Origin of the sequence: Limosilactobacillus reuteri (genome assembly GCF_020785355.1) — a bacterium.
GTDB lineage: Bacteria > Bacillota > Bacilli > Lactobacillales > Lactobacillaceae > Limosilactobacillus > Limosilactobacillus reuteri_I.
The window spans coordinates 90,002-109,823 of record NZ_JAJGVH010000083.1 but is presented as its reverse complement, the minus strand read 5'-3'; the positions used below and the strand labels follow the sequence as shown (position 1 = coordinate 109,823).

Annotated in this window: 16 protein-coding genes; 14 read left to right on the top strand and 2 right to left on the bottom strand. The window is 39.3% G+C overall.

Going from position 1 to position 19,822, the window contains the following annotated elements; translation table 11 throughout:
• Window positions 1-139 precede the first annotated feature (139 nt).
• Window positions 140-1,369, bottom strand: coding sequence for an IS110 family RNA-guided transposase (locus LMB56_RS09895; protein WP_229282092.1), 1,230 nt, complete (start codon window positions 1,367-1,369; stop codon window positions 140-142).
• A gap of 364 nt (window positions 1,370-1,733) precedes the next feature.
• Between LMB56_RS09895 and LMB56_RS09890 the strand changes: the two genes are divergently transcribed.
• The 13 genes from LMB56_RS09890 to rlmD all read left to right on the top strand — a co-directional run bounded on the left by LMB56_RS09890 (window position 1,734) and on the right by rlmD (window position 16,890).
• Window positions 1,734-2,507, top strand: a complete 774-nt coding sequence (locus LMB56_RS09890) for a (S)-acetoin forming diacetyl reductase (protein ID WP_035157140.1) — start codon at window positions 1,734-1,736, stop codon at window positions 2,505-2,507.
• Window positions 2,508-2,656: 149 nt separating this feature from the next.
• Complete coding sequence (locus tag LMB56_RS09885) at window positions 2,657-3,283, top strand: glycoside hydrolase family 73 protein (protein ID WP_003674860.1); 627 nt, start codon at window positions 2,657-2,659, stop codon at window positions 3,281-3,283.
• Between the two features lie 17 nt (window positions 3,284-3,300).
• Complete coding sequence (locus LMB56_RS09880) at window positions 3,301-3,876, top strand: xanthine phosphoribosyltransferase (protein ID WP_035157137.1); 576 nt, start codon at window positions 3,301-3,303, stop codon at window positions 3,874-3,876.
• A gap of 16 nt (window positions 3,877-3,892) precedes the next feature.
• Entirely contained in the window at window positions 3,893-5,026 is a 1,134-nt protein-coding gene (locus LMB56_RS09875) for an ATP-grasp domain-containing protein (RefSeq protein WP_229284189.1), read from the top strand.
• Between the two features lie 157 nt (window positions 5,027-5,183).
• Window positions 5,184-7,457, top strand: coding sequence for a DNA helicase PcrA (gene pcrA / locus LMB56_RS09870; protein WP_035153928.1), 2,274 nt, complete (start codon window positions 5,184-5,186; stop codon window positions 7,455-7,457).
• 18 nt (window positions 7,458-7,475) lie between these two features.
• A complete protein-coding gene (ligA, locus tag LMB56_RS09865) occupies window positions 7,476-9,518 on the top strand; it encodes an NAD-dependent DNA ligase LigA (protein ID WP_229284190.1) in 2,043 nt (680 codons plus the stop codon).
• A 3-nt stretch (window positions 9,519-9,521) separates the two neighbouring features.
• Entirely contained in the window at window positions 9,522-10,637 is a 1,116-nt protein-coding gene (locus LMB56_RS09860) for a CamS family sex pheromone protein (protein ID WP_019253117.1), read from the top strand.
• A gap of 151 nt (window positions 10,638-10,788) precedes the next feature.
• The gene (gene gatC / locus LMB56_RS09855) at window positions 10,789-11,106 is read left to right on the top strand and encodes an Asp-tRNA(Asn)/Glu-tRNA(Gln) amidotransferase subunit GatC (protein WP_003664503.1); all 318 of its coding nucleotides are present in this window, start codon (window positions 10,789-10,791) and stop codon (window positions 11,104-11,106) included.
• Complete coding sequence (gene gatA / locus LMB56_RS09850) at window positions 11,106-12,578, top strand: Asp-tRNA(Asn)/Glu-tRNA(Gln) amidotransferase subunit GatA (protein ID WP_035168922.1); 1,473 nt, start codon at window positions 11,106-11,108, stop codon at window positions 12,576-12,578. Before gatC ends, gatA begins: the two co-directional genes overlap by 1 nt.
• 1 nt (window position 12,579) lies before the next feature.
• Window positions 12,580-14,004: an Asp-tRNA(Asn)/Glu-tRNA(Gln) amidotransferase subunit GatB gene (gene gatB, locus LMB56_RS09845; RefSeq protein ID WP_003664499.1), complete on the top strand. Its 1,425-nt coding sequence runs from the start codon at window positions 12,580-12,582 to the stop codon at window positions 14,002-14,004.
• Window positions 14,005-14,015: 11 nt separating this feature from the next.
• Window positions 14,016-15,029 carry a diacylglycerol kinase gene (locus tag LMB56_RS09840; RefSeq protein WP_035168920.1) on the top strand — a complete coding sequence of 338 codons (1,014 nt, stop codon included), beginning with the start codon at window positions 14,016-14,018 and terminating at the stop codon, window positions 15,027-15,029.
• Between the two features lie 105 nt (window positions 15,030-15,134).
• On the top strand, window positions 15,135-15,299 hold the full coding sequence (locus LMB56_RS09835; protein WP_229284191.1) for a hypothetical protein: 165 nt from the start codon (window positions 15,135-15,137) through the stop codon (window positions 15,297-15,299).
• Window positions 15,300-15,513: 214 nt separating this feature from the next.
• Window positions 15,514-16,890: a 23S rRNA (uracil(1939)-C(5))-methyltransferase RlmD gene (gene rlmD, locus LMB56_RS09830; protein WP_229284192.1), complete on the top strand. Its 1,377-nt coding sequence runs from the start codon at window positions 15,514-15,516 to the stop codon at window positions 16,888-16,890.
• A gap of 365 nt (window positions 16,891-17,255) precedes the next feature.
• On the opposite strand, the gene LMB56_RS09825 is transcribed toward rlmD, so the two are convergent.
• Window positions 17,256-17,789 carry a TetR/AcrR family transcriptional regulator gene (locus LMB56_RS09825; protein WP_229269065.1) on the bottom strand — a complete coding sequence of 178 codons (534 nt, stop codon included), beginning with the start codon at window positions 17,787-17,789 and terminating at the stop codon, window positions 17,256-17,258.
• 169 nt (window positions 17,790-17,958) lie between these two features.
• Between LMB56_RS09825 and LMB56_RS09820 the strand changes: the two genes are divergently transcribed.
• Window positions 17,959-19,728, top strand: coding sequence for a DHA2 family efflux MFS transporter permease subunit (locus LMB56_RS09820; RefSeq protein ID WP_229284193.1), 1,770 nt, complete (start codon window positions 17,959-17,961; stop codon window positions 19,726-19,728).
• The last annotated feature ends 94 nt before the right edge of the window (window positions 19,729-19,822 follow it).

The following is a 19,822-nucleotide window of genomic DNA, read 5'->3' as shown; positions in this document are numbered from 1 at the left end:
AGTCATGTGGTAATAAGTCAAGATAAAATTATCACTGACAAACTTGTTTTGACCAGATTTTTGACGCACTTAAATAAGCCTTGATCCCAAGGTGTTTTAAAAGCTAAGCGTCGAGAATCAGTTTATCTTCCTATACCAATTACCTCTTTTCCTGATAGATTTGATGATTTTTGAGTAGGAAGAAAATCACCCTAATAAGTTTACGTGCGGTAAGGACGAGAGCGCGTTTTGATGGGGTATGCTTTACTTCTTGATATTTACGCCGATAATATTCACCAAAAACTGGATCTTGGATTCTAACTCTGTTGGCAGCTTCAACCAAATAGTATCTAAGATAAGCATTACCAGTTCTCTTGAGCGGAGTATTATCACTAGCGTAAGCTCCGGACTGCTTTTCTCGCCAGGAAAGCCCAGCATATTTAGCCAATTTAGCTTCATTATCAAATCGTTCGATTTGACCAATTTCAGCTAAAATACCAGCAGCGTATACTGGTCCAATTCCGGGAATGGAGCGCAAAATCTGTTCTTCATCAGTTACTTGAACTACTTTCTCAATTGCTTTGTCGAGGTCTTTAATCATCTTCTGAAAAGCTTTAATTTCCTCGGCATAAACGGAGAGAACTGTATCAACTGAATTAGCAATTACTTTGTCTAAACGATAAGAAGCACGAACTGCCTTTTGAATTATTTTCGCCAAGGCTTCAGGGTTCGCGAAGCGACCCCGGCCGTGTTCATTCAGATAATCGGCTAAATCAGTAATCGAAAGATTAAGTAAGTCATCAGTAGTCATATCTTCAGTTAGCAGACTCATCATCGTTGAACCAAAGATAGAAGTATTCAGTTCATCAGAAATTACTAATTTATTGAGCTTGTAGTATAGGTTCTCAATAAAGTGTTGCTTAGCCCGAGCTAAGCTTTGAACAAGCTCATATCGGGAACGCGTTAAGCGTTGCAGGGCAATGTAGTTCTCTTGACGAACAATCCCTACTGAATAGCGTCCAACACGTAGGAAGTCAGCAATGTAAAAAGCGTCGATTTGATCATTTTTATCTTCAGCGAAGACATCATGATAGCGCTTAGTTTTCTTAGGATCGATAACCACGGATTGTGTATTGAACTTTTTAAGGTCCGAGTCTTCTTGGAAAAACATTGCTGGGTGAAAGCTGTAAATGGAAGTGGCTTCCATGCCAATCACAACTTGGTCGAGATGATTTGAATTCGCCGTATCGATAATCATGTTTTTTAATTCTGTTGCGCCTTTCAAATCATTAACAAAGTTACCATGGAAAACAACTTCAGTTGTTTCTTCAGAAATCATTGAAGTTACTAAATCTTTTGAGCTAACGTCAATACCGACAAAAAGTTTCATTGGAATGGCCTCCTTTCATTAAAATTTACTGGTCTTAATCTGATCACTGCATGATAGCCCCTAATTACAATCACTAAAAACATCCTCGCAAGTATCAGTATTCATTGGTTAGAGAGTTAAAGCTGCACCTAATCCTACTCTGAATTAGTAAACTATCTAATCGATACAGCATGTGAGTTCGAAAATCAGTAGATTGGCTGGGCGGCAGACTTCATAAGTAGTTAAAAACTACAGGAGGTATTAACCTATACCAGTTGACCAAAGCCAATGATAATTAGAGGTTATCATGCGGTGACCAGAAAACAAGTTGTAATGTAGCAAAATCCGTAAGGATATATTTATAGAATACGAGGAGGGATTACTAATGACGAAAAAGGTAGCATTAGTAACTGGAGCAAGCCAAGGAATTGGTAAGGCAATTGTAGAAAGATTGGTTAAGGATGGCTTTGCAGTTGCTCTTGTAGCATTAAACGAGGCAAAGCTCCAACAAGTTGCTGATGAAATTAATAATAATGGTGGAGAAGCACTCCCACTTGTAGCTGATGTAGCAAATAGGGAAGAAGTATTTGCAGCTGTTGAGAAAACAGTCGAACATTTTGGAGATCTTAATGTAATCGTTAATAATGCTGGATTAGGTCCTACGACTCCAATCGATTCAATTACACCAGAACAGTTTGAAAAAGTATATGGCGTAAACGTTGCCGGAGTTTTATGGGGAATTCAAGCTGCCCACAAGGCATTTAAGGAGCTTGGCCATGGTGGTAAAATTATCAATGCTACATCTCAAGCTGGTGTTGTTGGTAATCCTAATCTTGCACTTTATTCTGGAACAAAATTTGCTATTCGAGGCATTACGCAGGTAGTAGCTCAAGATTTGGCAACTGAAGATATTACGGTAAATGCTTTTGCACCAGGAATCGTTAAGACACCGATGATGTATGATATTGCACATCAAGTTGGTCAGAATGCTGGTAAGAGTGATGAATGGGGAATGGAAACTTTTGCCAAGAACATTGCAATGAAGCGTCTTTCTGAACCAGAAGATGTTGCTAATGTGGTAAGTTTCTTAGCTGGTCCTGATTCAAATTACGTTACTGGACAGACAATTATTGTTGATGGTGGAATGCAATTCCATTAATATTTAATGCTAGTAGCAGCAAGCGCAACTGGAAAAGAATTTTTCAGCTGCGCTTTTTTAACTTCTTCTAAAAATATTACGATAAATTAACCCAAACGAGATGGATTTTGCTACAATTAATAACTAGTAGAAATGAGGAGGCTAGGCTTGTGGCAAAACGGAAGCGGAGAAGCAAAAACCGCCATACGGGTAGAAATTGGATTATTAGCATTCTTGCTGTTATTGTTATTTTTTTGGGTGTTTACGTTGGGCACCATTTTTACCGAATTTGGAATCAGCAACGAATTGAACAAGAGGCACGTGAAAAGGATCGCCGAGCGAAGCAATTATTTATTCAGCAAGTTGCTCCTGAAGCCCAGGCAATGCAAAATACTTATCATGTCTATGCATCAATTACGATTGCCCAAGCGATTCTTGAATCTCAATGGGGAACGAGTCAGTTAGCGTCGCAATACCATAATTTATTTGGAATTAAGGGAACAGGAACAAATTCACGAGTAATGACAACCAAAGAATACATTAATGGTAAGTGGATCGTTACTAAGGGGCGGTTCCGCGTTTATGATAGTTGGAGCGACTCTATTAAGGATCACACGCGATTGATGTTAAATGGGACAGACACCAATCAACAAAATTACGATCGAGTTGTTCATGCGACTAATTATCAAGAAGCAGCTCGTGGATTACAAGAAGCAGGGTATGCGACTGATCCTGATTATGCACAAAAATTAATTTCTGTGATTAAGGCATATAAATTATATAATTATGATAAGTAATATAGAGGGGTACGAAAATGAAAGAGCTAGAAGAAAAAATTAAGGAATATGGGACTGTTTTACCGGGTAATGTTTTAAAAGTGGATGCCTTTTTGAACCATCAAGTTGATCCTCAATTAATGTTGCATATCGGTCAAAAATTTGCCAAACTTTTCGCTAATGAAGGTATTACTAAAATTTGGACAGTTGAATCATCAGGAATTGCGCCAGCTGTAATGACAGGGTTGGAAATGAACCTCCCAGTTATTTTTGCTCGTAAGCATAAGAGCCTTACTCTTAACCAAAATATGTATATTGCTGATGTATATTCATATACCAAGAAAACAACTAATCGGATTTCAATTTCTAAAAAGTATGTAGATGCTGACGATAAAATTTTAATGATTGATGATTTCTTGGCTAATGGTCAAGCAGTAGAAGGTTTATTAGAAATTGCCGATCAAGCGGGGGTTCAAGTAGCTGGTGCAGGAATAGTTATTGAAAAAAGCTTTCAACCTGGAGCTGGTGAACTAAAAGAACGTGGAATTCGTGTCGAATCATTGGCACGAATCCAATCATTGAGTGATAATAAAGTTGAATTCGTAAAAGACTAATAAGGGAAGTGATAAAATGGGCAGAGATGCTATTTACCCAGGTAGTACTTTAGGAATTATTGGAATTAACCGTAATGGGGCTGCACTTATTGCGGCAGCGAAAAAGGCAGGCTTTAATGTTGGGGTGTATGTGGATCGCTCTCAGCCATCAGTAACTAAAATGGCTGACTTTACAATTGTAGGGGCAATGAACGATCGGACAAAACTAACTCAGTTTGGGGAAGCATGTGATGCAATTATTTATCAAACCCCTAATGTCGATTCTCGTGTTCTGCACTTTTTGAGTCAATATGCAGTGATTCCACAGGGGATTAATGCTCTTGAAATTGTGCAAGACCGGTTAATGGAACGGGCTTTCTTAGATCAAGTAAATATTAACATTGCTCCATATGTGACGGTGGTTAGTTTAGATGATGTTTACCAATCAATTGATTCCATTGGCTATCCTGCACTATTAAAACCCATTCAACGAGGAATTGGGGAAAATTCAATGCTGATTGAGCGCCAATCAGATATTACTCGCGCCGCTGATTTTATTGATACTGGTACATATTTACTAGAATCGTGGATTGAACATACAAATGAATATACGATGACAGCGGCAACTGATGGAAAAGATACAGAGATTTTTCCACTTGCTCAGCTTCATTACAATGACAAGCGGCAATTGATTTCTGTTGCGACACCAGCAAATATTCACGATGATATGTTAAAAGAGATGCAGCGGATTGTAAAAAGTGTTGCGGCATCTCTTGAATATCGGGGTGTATTTTCCGTTAACTTTTATGTTACTTCTACTGGTACTCTTTATGTAAAGAATATTGAACCAGGGTTAACATCGATTGCTAATATTTATGATGTCACAACAAATGTTGACCAGTATGAGGAACAATTAAGAAGTGCTGTTGGAATGCCCCTGCATGTTATTACACCATTACAAATTGGTTTGTTAATGGTAGTTCGAAATTATCAATCACGGGCAATTCAGCGGCAATGGTTGTTGAAGAATAACTGGCAATTTAGGTTCTTTAATGATGTTGGGGACGATGATCAAGCAATTCTAGGCTTTGTCTGGGTAACTGGCGGCGATAACTTGGCAGCCTTAAAGAATCAGGTTGACGATACTGAAGTTTGGAACGGCAAAGCTTGATCATGAAATTACAAATTAAGCGTACAAGATTACGAGGGACTGAGGATGAAATCGCAGTCTCTTTATTTTTCCTAACATATGTTCGATTTTAGCACCAAATGTGATCCTAATTTGGTATAATATTAGCCGATGAAAATTTAGAGAGGATGGAACAAGCGTGAATAACGGTCAAGCATTATTAGAAGGAATGAACGATAAACAATCCGAAGCAGTATTAACTACAGAGGGACCATTATTAGTAATGGCCGGTGCCGGATCAGGCAAGACACGGGTTCTTACACACCGGGTTGCTTACTTAATTGAAGAAAATGGTGTATTACCATGGAATATTTTAGCAATTACTTTTACTAACAAGGCTGCGCGCGAAATGAAAGAGCGGGTTGGTAAATTACTTGGTGAAAGTGCTAATGAGATTTGGGTATCGACTTTTCACGCATTATGTGTTCGAATCCTCCGTCGTGACATTGAAAAAATTGGCTACAATCGCGCCTTTACGATTGCTGATACAAGTGAGCAACGGACGTTAATGAAGCGGATTTGCGCAGAATTAAATATTGATACCAAAAAATTCGATCCCCGCAGTATCTTAAGTGCGATTTCTAATGCTAAAAATGCTTTGTTGACGCCAGATGACTATAGTAAAGAAGCTAATAGTATGTTTGAAAACATGGTTGCGCGTGCTTATAAGCTTTACCAACAAGAGCTAGAAGCTAATCAGGCATTAGATTTTGATGACTTGATCATGAAGACGATTGAGTTATTGGAAAGTGATCAAGAGACGCTTGAATTTTATCAAGATAAGTTCCACTACATCCATGTTGACGAGTACCAGGATACAAACGATGCCCAATACCGGTTAGTTAATTTATTAGCGCAAAAGTATCAAAATTTGTGTGTGGTGGGGGATGCAGATCAGAGTATTTATGGTTGGCGTGGAGCTAATATGAACAATATTTTGAATTTTGAGCATGATTATCCTCAAGCCAAGACAGTAATGCTTGAGCAAAACTATCGGTCAACGCAAACAATTTTAAATGCAGCGAATGAAGTTATTGCTAATAACCTTTATCGAAAAAAGAAGAATTTGTGGACAGAAAATGGTCAAGGGGACAAAATTTCGTATTACCGCGCGCAAAATGAACACGATGAAGCGCAGTTTATTGTTTCGAAGATTAAAGAAGAACAAGAAAAGCATGGTTATCACTTTAATGACTTTGCGATCCTTTATCGGACTAATGCGCAATCACGGATGGTTGAAGAAACTTTCTTGAAGAGTAGTATTCCCTATACGATGGTCGGTGGTCATAAATTCTATGACCGGCGTGAGATTCGTGATATTTTAGCATATTTGACTTTAATCGTTAACCCTGCCGATTCAATGAGCTTTGAACGAGTTGTTAATACGCCCAAACGAGGAATTGGTTTAACTAGTGTGGAACATCTTCGCAATTTTGCTAATGAAAATGGCTGGACATTATTAAAGGCAGCTCAAAATGTTGATACTGCTAGTGAAATTGCTGCACGAACACGAAACAAAATTGATGAATTTGGTCAATTAATGGCTAACTTGACTAAACAGGCAGAATATCTCACCTTAACTGATTTAACTGAACAGATTTTAGAGTTAAGTGGCTACAATAAGATGCTAAGTGATGATCGAAGCCTTGAAGCACAAGCTCGGCGTGAAAACCTTGATGAATTTAAGTCGGTTACACAAGAATATGATGAGCAGCATAAAGACGATGATGATCCTAACTTGCAAAAAATTATTAACTTTTTAGCTGATTTGGCCCTTGTCTCAGATCAAGATGATGTTGATGAACAAGCACCTGCTGTAACTTTAATGACATTACATGCAGCTAAGGGACTTGAATTTCCAGTTGTTTTCCTTGTGGGAATGGAAGAAGGTATTTTCCCATTATCGCGAGCTTTAATGGAAGATGACGAATTGGAAGAAGAACGTCGCTTAGCCTACGTTGGAATTACACGGGCAAAGAAAAAGCTTTATCTTACTAATGCCTTTTCACGTTTACTTTATGGTCGTATCCAGCGTAACCAACCATCACGATTTGTAGAAGAAATTGATTCTGAGTTGTTACAGTTTGAAAATAGCCCATCAGGTAATAGCATTAAAGATAGTAAACTGCCATTTGATCGTGCTGCCGCAACTGCTACTACCTACCGTGATCAGCAAAAGCGGACATATCGTAGTGCTGGCAAGCGGGTTAAACCAATTACTAACACCGGAACTGGGGCTGATAAAGTTGGCTGGAAAACTGGCGATAAAGTTGAGCACAAAAAGTGGGGTCAAGGAACAGTGGTCAAAGTTAACGGTAGTGGCAATGATATGGAATTAGATATTGCCTTTCCAAGTCAGGGTGTAAAGCGGTTATTGGCAAGTTTTGCCCCAATTACGAAAGTACAAAAATAATGAAATGAGGCGGATGAGATGAGTGAAAAACAGACGCCAGTAAAAGAATTAACCCTTCAAGAAGCTCAAGATGAGATTAAGCCATTACGAGCAAAATTGACTAAGTGGGGAAAAGAATATTATGAACAAGACAATCCAACTGTAGAGGATCATGTATATGATCGTGCTTATCAGCGATTAGTACAGCTGGAAGAACAATTTCCACAATTGGTCTCTGCCGATTCGCCAACCCAACGAGTAGGAGGAGCAACAGAAAGCCAATTAACAAAAGTTCGGCACGAAATTCCGATGTTATCGATGGGGGATGTCTTTTCGATTGAAGAATTGATGGACTTTAACCAACGACAACAGGAAAATCGGGATGTCGAAGTTGAGCCCGAATATAATCTTGAACTAAAAATCGATGGTCTTTCTCTTTCACTTGTTTACGAGAATGGAAAGTTAGTTCAAGGTTCTACGCGTGGCAATGGAGCGATTGGTGAAGATGTTACTGCTAATGTCCGAACTATCAAGTCAGTTCCCGCAGAATTGCCAGAGCCATTGTCAATCGAGGTTCGGGGCGAATGTTATATGCCCAAAGCAGCTTTTGCGAAGTTAAATGCTAAACGCGAAGCAGAGGGATTGCCGGTTTTTGCTAATCCCCGGAATGCAGCAGCTGGGAGTTTGCGGCAACTGGATCCGAAAGTAACAGCGCAACGTGAACTAGATACATTTATGTATTATGTTCCTGAATATCAAAAGCTAGGCGTTAAGACCCAAGCAGAAGCACTTGATCGTATGCGATTATTAGGCTTTAATGTTAATCCTAATAATCGGGTTGTTCATAACCGTGAAGAGATTGAGGAGTATATTGAAGAATATACTTCTCAACGAGACAAGCTCACTTACGGGATCGATGGAATTGTTGAAAAAGTAAACGACCTTGATACGGAAGTTGCCCTTGGGAATACAGTTAAGGTGCCACGCTGGGAAATTGCTTATAAATTTCCTCCCGAAGAACAAGCAACGATTGTCCGTGATATTGTCTGGACTGTCGGACGGACCGGCAATGTAACACCAACAGCAGTTATGGACCCGGTTCAATTAGCGGGTACAACGGTTAGTCGAGCTTCTTTGCATAATCCTGATTACTTGCATGAGAAAGATATTCGGATTGGTGATACTGTTTACCTGCATAAAGCGGGTGACATTATTCCTGAAATTTCAAAAGTAGACCTAACTAAGCGTCCTGCAGATTCTGTTGAATATGAGATTCCAACGAAGTGTCCGGTCTGTGGCTCAGAATTAGTTCATTTTGATGGTGAAGTTGCGTTACGCTGTATTAATCCAATGTGTCCAGCACAGATTAAAGAAGGCTTAGCACATTTCGCTTCTCGGAATGCCATGAATATTGATGGGCTTGGTCCTAGAATTATTGAACAGCTGTGGGATAAAGAATTAATTCATGATGTTGCCGGTTTGTATCGGCTTAATCATGACCAATTATTAACTTTAGATAAATTTGGTGAGAAATCGACCGCTAACCTATTGACATCGATCGATAATAGTCGTAATAATTCTGTCGAGCGCTTATTATTTGGTCTTGGAATTCGTCATGTAGGTGCAAAGGCTGCTCGAATTATCATGGAACATTTTGGTGACCTTGATAGCTTAATGAAGGCTGATGCCGATGAAATTTCTGCAATTAGTGGAATTGGGCCAACAATTGGTGAAAGTATCGTAACTTATTTTGCTAATCAACAGGTTGTTAAATTAATTGACGAATTGCGAGAAGTTGGGGTAAACTTTGCTTATCTTGGCTCACGGTCAAATGCTAATCCTGATAGTGAATGGAATGGTCGGCGAGTAGTACTGACTGGTAAGCTAACTGAAATGACTCGTGGGGAAGCAAAATCATGGCTTGAAAACCGCGGGGCTAAGGTAACCGGAAGCGTCTCAAAGAAAACAGATATTGTCATTGCTGGGGCTGATGCTGGTAGTAAGCTAACAAAAGCTCAAGACTTGGGTATTGAGGTATGGAATGAACAGCAATTCAGCCAAGCAATGAAGGAGGAACAGTAAATCGTGAAGCGAAAGGCAAAAAAAATAGCCGTTAGTGCTGCCGTTTTGATGTGTACTGTTTTGCTTGCATCATGTGGTTTTGGAGGAAAGTCGTCATCGAAAAACTATTCAACGACTGGTTCAAGTAATGGTACTTATCAAGGTGTGATTAAAAATGGTCGTTACCGAACAAGTAAAGCTCGAGGTATAAATGTCTCACAAAATGATAATCAATATAACCTTAAAAGCTTTGAAAGTGGTTTGACTCAGGTTTCAAAACGGGTCTTTTCAACAAAAAGCTATATTTTCCAAGAAGGTCAATACCTTAGTAGTGGGACGATTGAAAACTGGCTTGGCCGAAAAACAAAGAGTAATCCTGAAGGGCTAAACCCTGCTCAAGGAAAGAAGAGTAATCCTAACCCAGTCTATATTCAACAAATTGAAGAACAAGATTATATGCAAGAAAGTGGTAATTCCATGAAATTGCGGGGGATTACGATTGGGATTGGAATAAATTCCGAATACAACTACCAAACTAAGACAGGAGGACCAACTTTAACTAAGAAGATTAGTGATAGTGAGGTTCGTCGTCAAGGTGAAATCGCGGCACAAAAGGTTCTACAACGAGTGCGGAAAAAATCAGGCGTTGGAAATGTTCCAATCGTGATTGCACTATACAAACAAGCACCAGATGATAGTTTAGTTGGTGGTACATTCTTTGCTTATAGCAAGAATAGTGGTAATACGATTAGTAGCTGGCGGAAGTTAAATTATAAGAATGTAGTCCTTCCAAAGGCTAGTGCATCAACAACTAATAGTTCTGATCAAACTGATGATGATAGTTTCTCAAACTTTAAGAGTCAGATTCAAAGTTTCTTCCCTAACTTGAGCGGAGTTACAGCACAAGCACAATATGAAAATGGAACTTTGTCGGGGATGCACATTACTGTTACTACTCAGTTCTATAGTCAAAGTGAAATTACTAGTTTTACCCAATATATTACCCGGGCAGCGAAGAAGTACCTGCCTAATGGGATTCCGATTGATATTAAGATTCAATCTGATTCAGAAATTCAGGCGGTTGTTTATCGGAATGCTGGTTCTGATAACTTCCAGTCGCATATTTTTGATTCTTATTAAAGGTGAAAAAGGAGAATATTGATTCGTTACTAGAAAATGCGAACCGATAACTCCTTTTTTATTTCTACATGGATGAAATAGGAGCCTATTCTGTGCTAAAATTGTTAAATGTATATGTAGATTTTAAATTACTGGAAAAGAGGTAGAGAGAATGGCCAGTAAAATCACTGAGCAACAAGTAGAACACGTTGCTGAACTTGCTAAGCTTGAGTTCCCTAAGGATGAACTTGGTAAGTTTACCACTCAACTAGGAAACATTATTGATATGTTTGAAGACCTCGAAGCGGTTGATACCGATGGCGTTGAACCAATGACATCAGCAACCGATCGGGTAAATGTAATGCGTGAAGATAAGGCAATTAAGAGTTCTAAAGAAGAACAAGAAGCCTTGCTTAACAATGCTCCTGAAACTGATGGTGGCTACATCAAGGTTCCAGCAATTCTTGACGAAAGTGAGGACGGCGAATAATGGATTTTTACCAAACAAGCTTGAGTCAATTGCACGATGACTTGGTAAATAAGAAAATCAGTGCAACTGAATTAACAAAGGAAACTTTTGCCCACATTAAGGGTAACGAAGACCAAGTTAAAGCCTTCATCAGCTTAAATGAAGATCAAGCACTGAAGCGGGCAGCTGAGATTGATGCAAAGGGCATTAGTGCTGATCAATTAACTGCAGGGGTTCCGCTTGCAGTTAAGGATAATATCTTAACTAAGGGCCTCACAACGACGGCTGCTTCTAAGATGCTTGAAAACTTTAACCCTGTATATGACGCGACAGTGGTTGAAAAGTTAAATGCTGCTGATTACATCAACGTTGGTAAGACTAACCTTGATGAATTTGCCATGGGGTCATCTACTGAAAATTCAGCATTCTTTACAACTCATAACCCATGGGATCTTACACGGGTTCCTGGTGGTTCTTCCGGTGGTTCTGCTGCTGCTGTTGCGGCTGGGGATGTTTTAGGTGCGCTTGGTACTGATACTGGTGGTTCTATTCGGATGCCTGCTTCCTTTAACGGTGTCGTTGGGATGAAGCCTACATACGGTCGTGTATCGCGGTGGGGAATCATTGCCTTTGGTTCAAGTTTTGACCAAGTCGGCTGGTTGACCCAAAATGTTAAGGATAATGCCTTGTTGACCGCCCTCATCAGTGGAAATGATGAACGGGATATGACATCTTCCCTTAAAGAAGTTCCAGACTGGGCAGCCCAATTAAACGAAAATACGAATGTTAAAGGCTTACGGATTGCTGTGCCAAAGGAATACTTTGATGGCTTAGACGAAGATGTTCAAGAAGTAATCAAGGCTGCTTTGGACCACTTAGAATCCCTCGGCGCAATTGTTGATGAAGTAAGTTTGCCACACACCAAGTATGGGGTTCCTGCTTACTACATTTTAGCCTCATCTGAAGCATCTTCTAACCTTCAACGTTACGATGGTATCCGTTATGGCTTCCGAGCTGCTGATGTTAAGAACTTGGAAGATGTTTATGTTCGTTCTCGTTCGGAAGGTTTTGGTGAAGAAGTTAAGCGGCGGATTATGTTAGGGACATTCTCTCTCTCTGCTGGTTTCTATGATGCTTACTTTAATAAGGCCGCTAAAGTTCGCCGTCTTATTGCCCAAGATTTTGAAGATGTATTTAAGGATCATGATGTAATCGTTGGTGCTACTGGTGCTTCAACGGCATTTAAGATTGGTGCGGAGATTGACGATCCGCAAACTATGTACATGAACGATGTATTGACTGTTCCCGTTAATATGGCCGGTCTTCCTGCAATGTCCATTCCTGCTGGCTTCTCTGCTAAAAATGGCATGCCAGTTGGTCTGCAAATCATCGGAAAAGCATTTGACGAACAAACAGTTTATAACACTGGATATGTCTTTGAACAGACAACTGATTTCCATAAGAAGACACCAAAGTTAGGAGGTCAAAACTAAGATGAACTTTCAAACAACAATCGGTCTAGAAGTCCACGTTGAATTAAAGACTAATTCAAAGATTTACAGTCCATCCCCCGTTGAATACGGTGACCAGCCTAATGCAAACACTAATGTCATTGACTGGGGTTACCCTGGTGTATTGCCAAGTTTAAATAAGGGTGTCGTTCGTGACGGAATCATGGCTGGACTTGCTCTTCATGCTCAAATTGCCCACCACATGCACTTTGATCGGAAGAACTACTTCTATCCTGATAACCCGAAAGCCTACCAGATTACTCAATCAGATACTCCAATCGCTCATGATGGTTGGATTGAAATTGAAGTAAACGGTAAGAAGAAAAAGATCGGTATCAAAGAAATGCATATTGAAGAAGATGCTGGTAAGAACACTCACACCAGCAAGTATTCATACGTTGACTTGAACCGGCAAGGAACACCGCTAATTGAAATTGTTTCTAAGCCAGATATTGCCTCGCCTGAAGAAGCAGTGGCTTACTTGGAAGCATTGCGTCAACGGATCCAATTTACAGGGATCTCTGACGTGAAGATGGAAGAAGGGTCCATGCGGGTTGATACCAACATTTCAATTCGGCCAATCGGTTCTGACAAGTTTGGGACCAAGACAGAAATGAAGAACATCAACTCCTTTAACTATGTTCGGAAGGCCCTCGCATTTGAAGAAAAACGGCATCAAAAAGTATTGATGGCTGGTGGACACATTGGTCAGGAAACTCGTCGTTATGATGAAGCGACTGGGGAGACTATTCTGATGCGGACAAAGGAAGGTTCGGATGATTACCGTTACTTCCCAGAACCAGACTTGCCACCAGTAAATGTTAGCGATGAATGGATTAGTGAAATTGAAAGCGAAATGCCAGAAATGCCTGGTGAGCGTCGTGAGCACTATGTTAAGGATCTTGGCTTAACTGATTACGATGCGATGGTTCTTACCCAGACTAAGGAAATGTCTGATTTCTTTGAAGAGGCTGTTAAGGACGGTGGCGATCCTAAGCGGGTAGCCAACTACTTAATGAACGATGTAAACTCATACTTGAACGATAAGCAAGTTGACTTACAAGACACCAAGCTTACTCCAGCTAACCTTGCCGGCATGGTGAAGTTGATTGAAGACGGAACAATTTCTTCTAAGATGGCTAAGAAGGTTTTCAAGGGAATCTTAGATGGTGAAGAACCAAATGCTTACGCAAAGGAACACGGTCTTGTTCAATTATCAGATCCTGCGCAACTACAGCCAATCGTTGATGAAGTTCTTGATAACAACGAGCAATCAATTGAAGACTTTAAGAATGGTAAAGACCGGGCTGTCGGCTACTTAATGGGTCAAATCATGAAGCAAACGCGTGGTAAGGCTAACCCACAAGTTGTTACTCAATTATTGATGAAGTCTTTGAAGGCTAAATAGAGTAGGGAGGGATGACCGTGCGAAAACGTGCTCGGATAATTTATAATCCTACCTCAGGCCGTGAAACATTGCGAAGTGATTTAGTTGATATTCTCGCAATTTACGAGAAAGCTGGATATGAAACTAGTGCTTTTGCGACTACTCCTGCGCCTAACTCGGCTAAGAACGAAGCCACTCGTGCTGCTGAAGACGGTTTTGATTTGATTGTAGCCGCTGGTGGAGACGGTACCCTGAATGAAGTGGTTAATGGAATTGCTGGGTTAGAACATCGGCCAACATTAGCGATTATTCCAGCAGGGACGACTAATGACTATGCACGGGCATTACGGATTCCTCGTGATGATCCGATCGCCGCGGCTAAGTTAATCCTAAAGAAGAATAAGAAATTTAAGATTGATATTGGTCGGGCTGGTGAAAACTACTTCATGAACATTGCTGCTGGTGGAACGATGACCGAATTAACCTATGAGGTCCCTTCGCAAATGAAGTCCCTCTTTGGTTACGCAGCATACTTCGCCAAGGGAGCAGAGTTAATGCCGCGGATTAAGCCAGTTGACATGCTAATCAAGTATGATAATCAGGAATACCGGGGCAGTGCTTCCATGTTTATGATTGCCTTGACTAATTCGGTCGGCGGTTTTGAACAGATTGTGCCGGATGCTTCACTTGATGATGGAAAGTTTACAATGATTATTGTCAAGAAGAGCAGTGTGATCGATATGCTCAGCTTAATGGCGAAGGCGCTTCAAGGAAAGCATCTTGATGATCCGCGTATTATTTATGCTAAGGCAACCGATATTGAAGTTATTCCGCTGAACAAGGATGACCGCTTGATGGTTAACCTGGACGGGGAATACGGTGGCGACGCGCCAATGAAATTCCATAACCTTAAACAGCACCTAGAAGTAATTGCTAACTTGGATGAGATTCCAGAAGATGCGATTACAACTTCAGCTGATTTTAAGCGGGTCGAAGAAGACTTTATGAATGGCATTGACGATTATAAAGATCGCGAAAAGAAATAGAATAAATAAACGGTCAGCTTCGCAAAGAGGAAGTTGGCCGTTTGTTTTGTTATAATGGACAATTCGTAATTACAATATTCTATAATGTAATTATGAGGTGATAATGTGGGAGAATTAAATAATAGTTCAAAATTCTTCAAAACCGATAATTCTGTTGACTTGCAATTAACTAAAAATGATAAAGAACAGAGCAATGATAAAATATTGACAATAATTAATCAACTATTTGATGAGAATAAAGACTTGATGGAGCGCTTAAAGAATAAATAGTTGGGAATTACACTTAAACGCAGATGAAGGTGAGGCATTTGTCGTTCAAATAACCTTAGCCAACGATTCCGAAGAAGAAATGATAGAAATTGCGCACTTTTTAGAAAAGCATTGTGTAAAAGTATAAACGGTCAGCTTCACAAAGAGGAAGTTGGCCGTTTGTTTTGTTATAATAGGAGAAGTTTGTAACGTTGAAATTAATGGAGGAATAACTTTGAAACTAAACATTCCAGTACATAAAAATGAAGAATATCCAGCGAAGGTAGTGGATTTATCTTACGAAGGCAATGGGGTCGTTAAGATTGATGATTTTCCCGTCTTTGTTCCTAATGCCCTCCCTGGTGAAGTGATTACGGTAAAGATCACCAAGGTAAGCAGCCACTTTGCTTGGGGACGGGTAATGGACTGGCAGACGAAGAGTCCAGACCGCGTTGATGTTAAGAATAAAAAGTACATTCAAACGGGAATCGCGCCACTTGGTCATTTGAAATATGATGCCCAGTTGAAATTCAAACAACACCAAATCCAAGAATTATTGGCCAAAGCACACTTAGATGAGATTGAAGTTTTACCAACGATGGGGATGGAAAAGCCTTATCATTACCGTAATAAGGCCCAAGTACCAGTAAAAATGGTCCGCGGTCAATTAGAAACCGGTTTTTATAAGCGGGGAAGCCACAATTTAGTACCGATTGAAGATTTCTATATCCAGGATCCAGAAATTGATAAGGCCATTGTAGTTGTCCGTGACTTATTACGGCAATACCACATTACACCATATGATGAACAAACTGGTAAGGGCGTGATTCGCACAGTAATGGTTCGACGGGGATATTACAGCCATGAAATGATGGTGGTCTTAGTTACGAATACGAAGCGGCTGCCAATGGAAAAGCAAATCGTCGACGGAATCGTTGCCGGAGTGCCAGAAGTAAAAAGTATTGTGCAAAACATCAATGATAAGCGAACGAACCGCCTACTCGGTGACAAGAATAAAACATTATGGGGTGCTGATGAAATTCATGATCAGCTCCTCGGAATTGATTTTGCAATCTCACCACTGTCCTTCTACCAGGTTAATCCGCAACAGACTGAACGCCTTTACCAAACGGCCATTGATAATGCTGGTTTGGACGGTAATCAAACCGTTATTGATGCCTACTGTGGGATTGGCACGATTTCCCTGGCAGTAGCTAAACACGCTAAGCAAGTTTATGGAGTGGAAATTGTCCCAGCCGCGATTGAAGACGCCAAACATAATGCTAAACGGAATGGGATTAAGAACGCCAAATTTGTTGTTGGTAAGGCGGAAGAACAGTTCGCTAAGTGGCAAGCAGCAGGCCTCAAACCAGATGTTGTCATCGTTGATCCACCACGGAAGGGTCTTGCTGAAAGTCTGATCGAAGCCACCGGTAAAATGGGACCAAAGAAAGTGATTTATGTTTCTTGTAATCCTGCTACTTTAGTTCGGGATATCAAGCGGTTCGCTGACCAAGGCTACCATGTAACAAAGCCAATTCAGCCAGTAGACCAGTTCCCACAGACGACGCATGTTGAGTCAGTAACGGTGTTGGAGCAGACAGAAAAATAGTTAGCGAATGCTGATGTAATGGTATTTAAAAGTAGTTTAAAGTGTACTAATTCTAATTTTAATAATTAGGGTTAGTACACTTTTTCTATTTGGAAATGGTGGGTTGAGTTCTCTATGTTCTATTTCGATAATTGGGTATACGATTGTCTATTTTGGTAAGTTGTGTGAATATTGGCAGTGAAAATAACTTTAATGGTCGATAAGAGAGAAATTGTGACAAGGTCGGATTTTAGGTTAACTAGTTGAGTTGATTAGCACAATATTGAAGAATTATTAATCTGGCCGAAACAATAGAAATATTCAGTATATTGATACACTCGATATAAAAATAGGCACCCACTAATTGAGTACCATATTATTACTACTTAAAATTGTTGTTGGATCAAAGAAGTTAAATCCTCTAATGAGATTTTATAGGGATCTTTTATCCAATTGATGAATACATTCCAAATAGCACCTATATCAAAATAAGATAAATATCTTAATTTAACTAGGGCGAGTTCCTCATTATCTTGGGTGCCATTGTGAAAGTCTATAAAATATTTTGGAAAAATCTCATTGTATTTCTCAAGAATTAATGATGCTAGATTAGCATTTACCAATATTGTCAACTCTGGGATGAAGGGCTCCCAGAATTTGAATAGTTGTTTAACCATCTTTTGTTGAGAAGTAGGACGATTATTACTGACATAGTTAATCCAATTTTTCATCCATTCATCTAAATAGTTATCTAATATTGATTGTTTATCTGGAAATATTCGATAGAAGGTTCGTCGGGAGATTCCAGCATTATTAACAATATCAACAATGGTTATTTGCTGGTAGTTTTTTTCTGTTAATAAATAGAAAAAGCTATTTACAATTCTTTCTTTATTCTGTTGGTACATTCGATTGTGCATTCTTTAATACTCCTGTCTTTGCCACAAATTTAGCTTTTTGGGACAGTTTTTAAGATTAGTCCAGAACTATTGCTAATTATTATGGTAGGTTGTATCTTGATATTACAGTCCTTGTCACACGTGTGTCAATAATTTAAACTGTTTTGACGTGTCAATGAAAGGAATAATAATGTCACAAACAAGAAAAGTTATTGGCTTTATTGGTTTAATCTTAGCGATGTTTATGGGAGCTTTAGATGCAACGATTGTAAATATTGCTCTGCCAGATATTATGAAAGATCTGAATACCGGGTTAACAGCAACAAGTTGGGTAGCAACAATTTATGTTTTAGCAATGGCTTCGTTTATTATTACAGCTGCGAAATTAGCTGATATTTTGGGTCGTAAAAAAATTATGCTACTAGGGGTTGTCCTCTTTGGTAGTTTTTCTGCTGTCTGTATGATTACACGGTCTTTATCGTTACTAATTATAGCGCGATTCTTTCAAGGTATTGGTGGTGCAATTCTCACGCCGATTGTTCTTCCGATGGGTATTGAGTTATTTGGTAAGATAAATACAAGTAAAATTACTGCCTTTATGGGAGCTTTTAGTGCTTTAGCAGCTGCAGGTGGTCCAGCTATTGGTGGATTTATTATTAATTGTTCCAACTATCATTGGATTTTTGGTATTAATGTTCCAATTGCAATTGTTGCATTTATCTTAATTTCGATTGGAACTAAAGAATCTTATGATACATCTATTAAAAAATCGATTGACTGGTTAGGGGTTATTTTACTTACAGTTCTACTATCATCACTTTGTTACGGCTTACTCGAAGGACATGAAAATGGTTGGACCTCGACCATTATTATTTCGTGTTTTGCTATCAGTATCATTAGTATGCCTTTGTTGGTTTGGGTCGAAAGAAAAGTTAAATCACCAATTATTGATTTAGGGCTCTTCAGAGAAAAGACTTTTACTTCCTCCTGTATTGTTTATTTGATTTTTGGCTTTGCTATTATTGGTCCATCATTAATTTTGAATTATTTTTTACAAAACGTAAAAGGATTCTCGGCACTTCATTCTTCCTATTTGATAATTCCAGCATCTTTATCAATTGCTATTGGAATGCCTTTGGCTACTAAAATATATCGAGTGGTTAGCTCAAGATTATTAATTGGAATAGGGTTAGTGATTACAGCAGGTGGATTAGCAATGTTAGGACTTGTAAAAACCAATACTAGTTCTGCAATGATCATCTGTTGTAACATTATCGTTGGTCTAGGGCTTGGGTTTATTGCAATTGCAATGACTTCTTCCGTGAAGTTTTTACCAGTCAATAAAACTGGAATTGGTTCCGGAATTGTTAATGCTGCTCGTTATGTTGGCCAAGCGCTGGGAATGGCACTGTTGGTTACCATCTTAAACAATAATGTTATAACTGCAAAGAACCACATTCGTGATACTGCCTATACACAGATTAACAAACGGGTACTATCACCACATGTCAGAATGGTCGCACGCCAACAAATCAGAAAGACATTTAGAAATTCTGGAAACACAAAAGTTAGTAGTAATCAAAAGAAAATGAAACAACGGATTATCCAAACTGCTAAAAGCCAAGCTAATTTGCCAGTTCCCAAAAAGAAGAGTAGTTATTATCAACTATATTTGGCTAGTCGCCAATTACTGATTGGAACAAATCAGCTAAGTAAAGTACAACAAGTAGCAAAATATACAATTCCACTCGCTCAGGGACAAAATAAATTAGGCAATGGAATTAAACTACTAGCCCAAAAAGACGAGTTAGAAGCAGCGTTGCACAAGATAAAAGAGAAGAAAAATGAAGAACTAGCTGAAGCATTTGGAAAAGTGTTCAACCTTACAGCACTCATTACTCTATTGACCAGCCCGCTAGCAATGTTAACTGATAGAAAAAATAGCACCCAGCTAAAATAGCTGAATGTCGCCAATCCTAAATGTTACATCTTAACTTCAATTATTTCACCATCTTTGAACGGGAATTTTAGGTAGCGTTAAAAGATGGTGATTT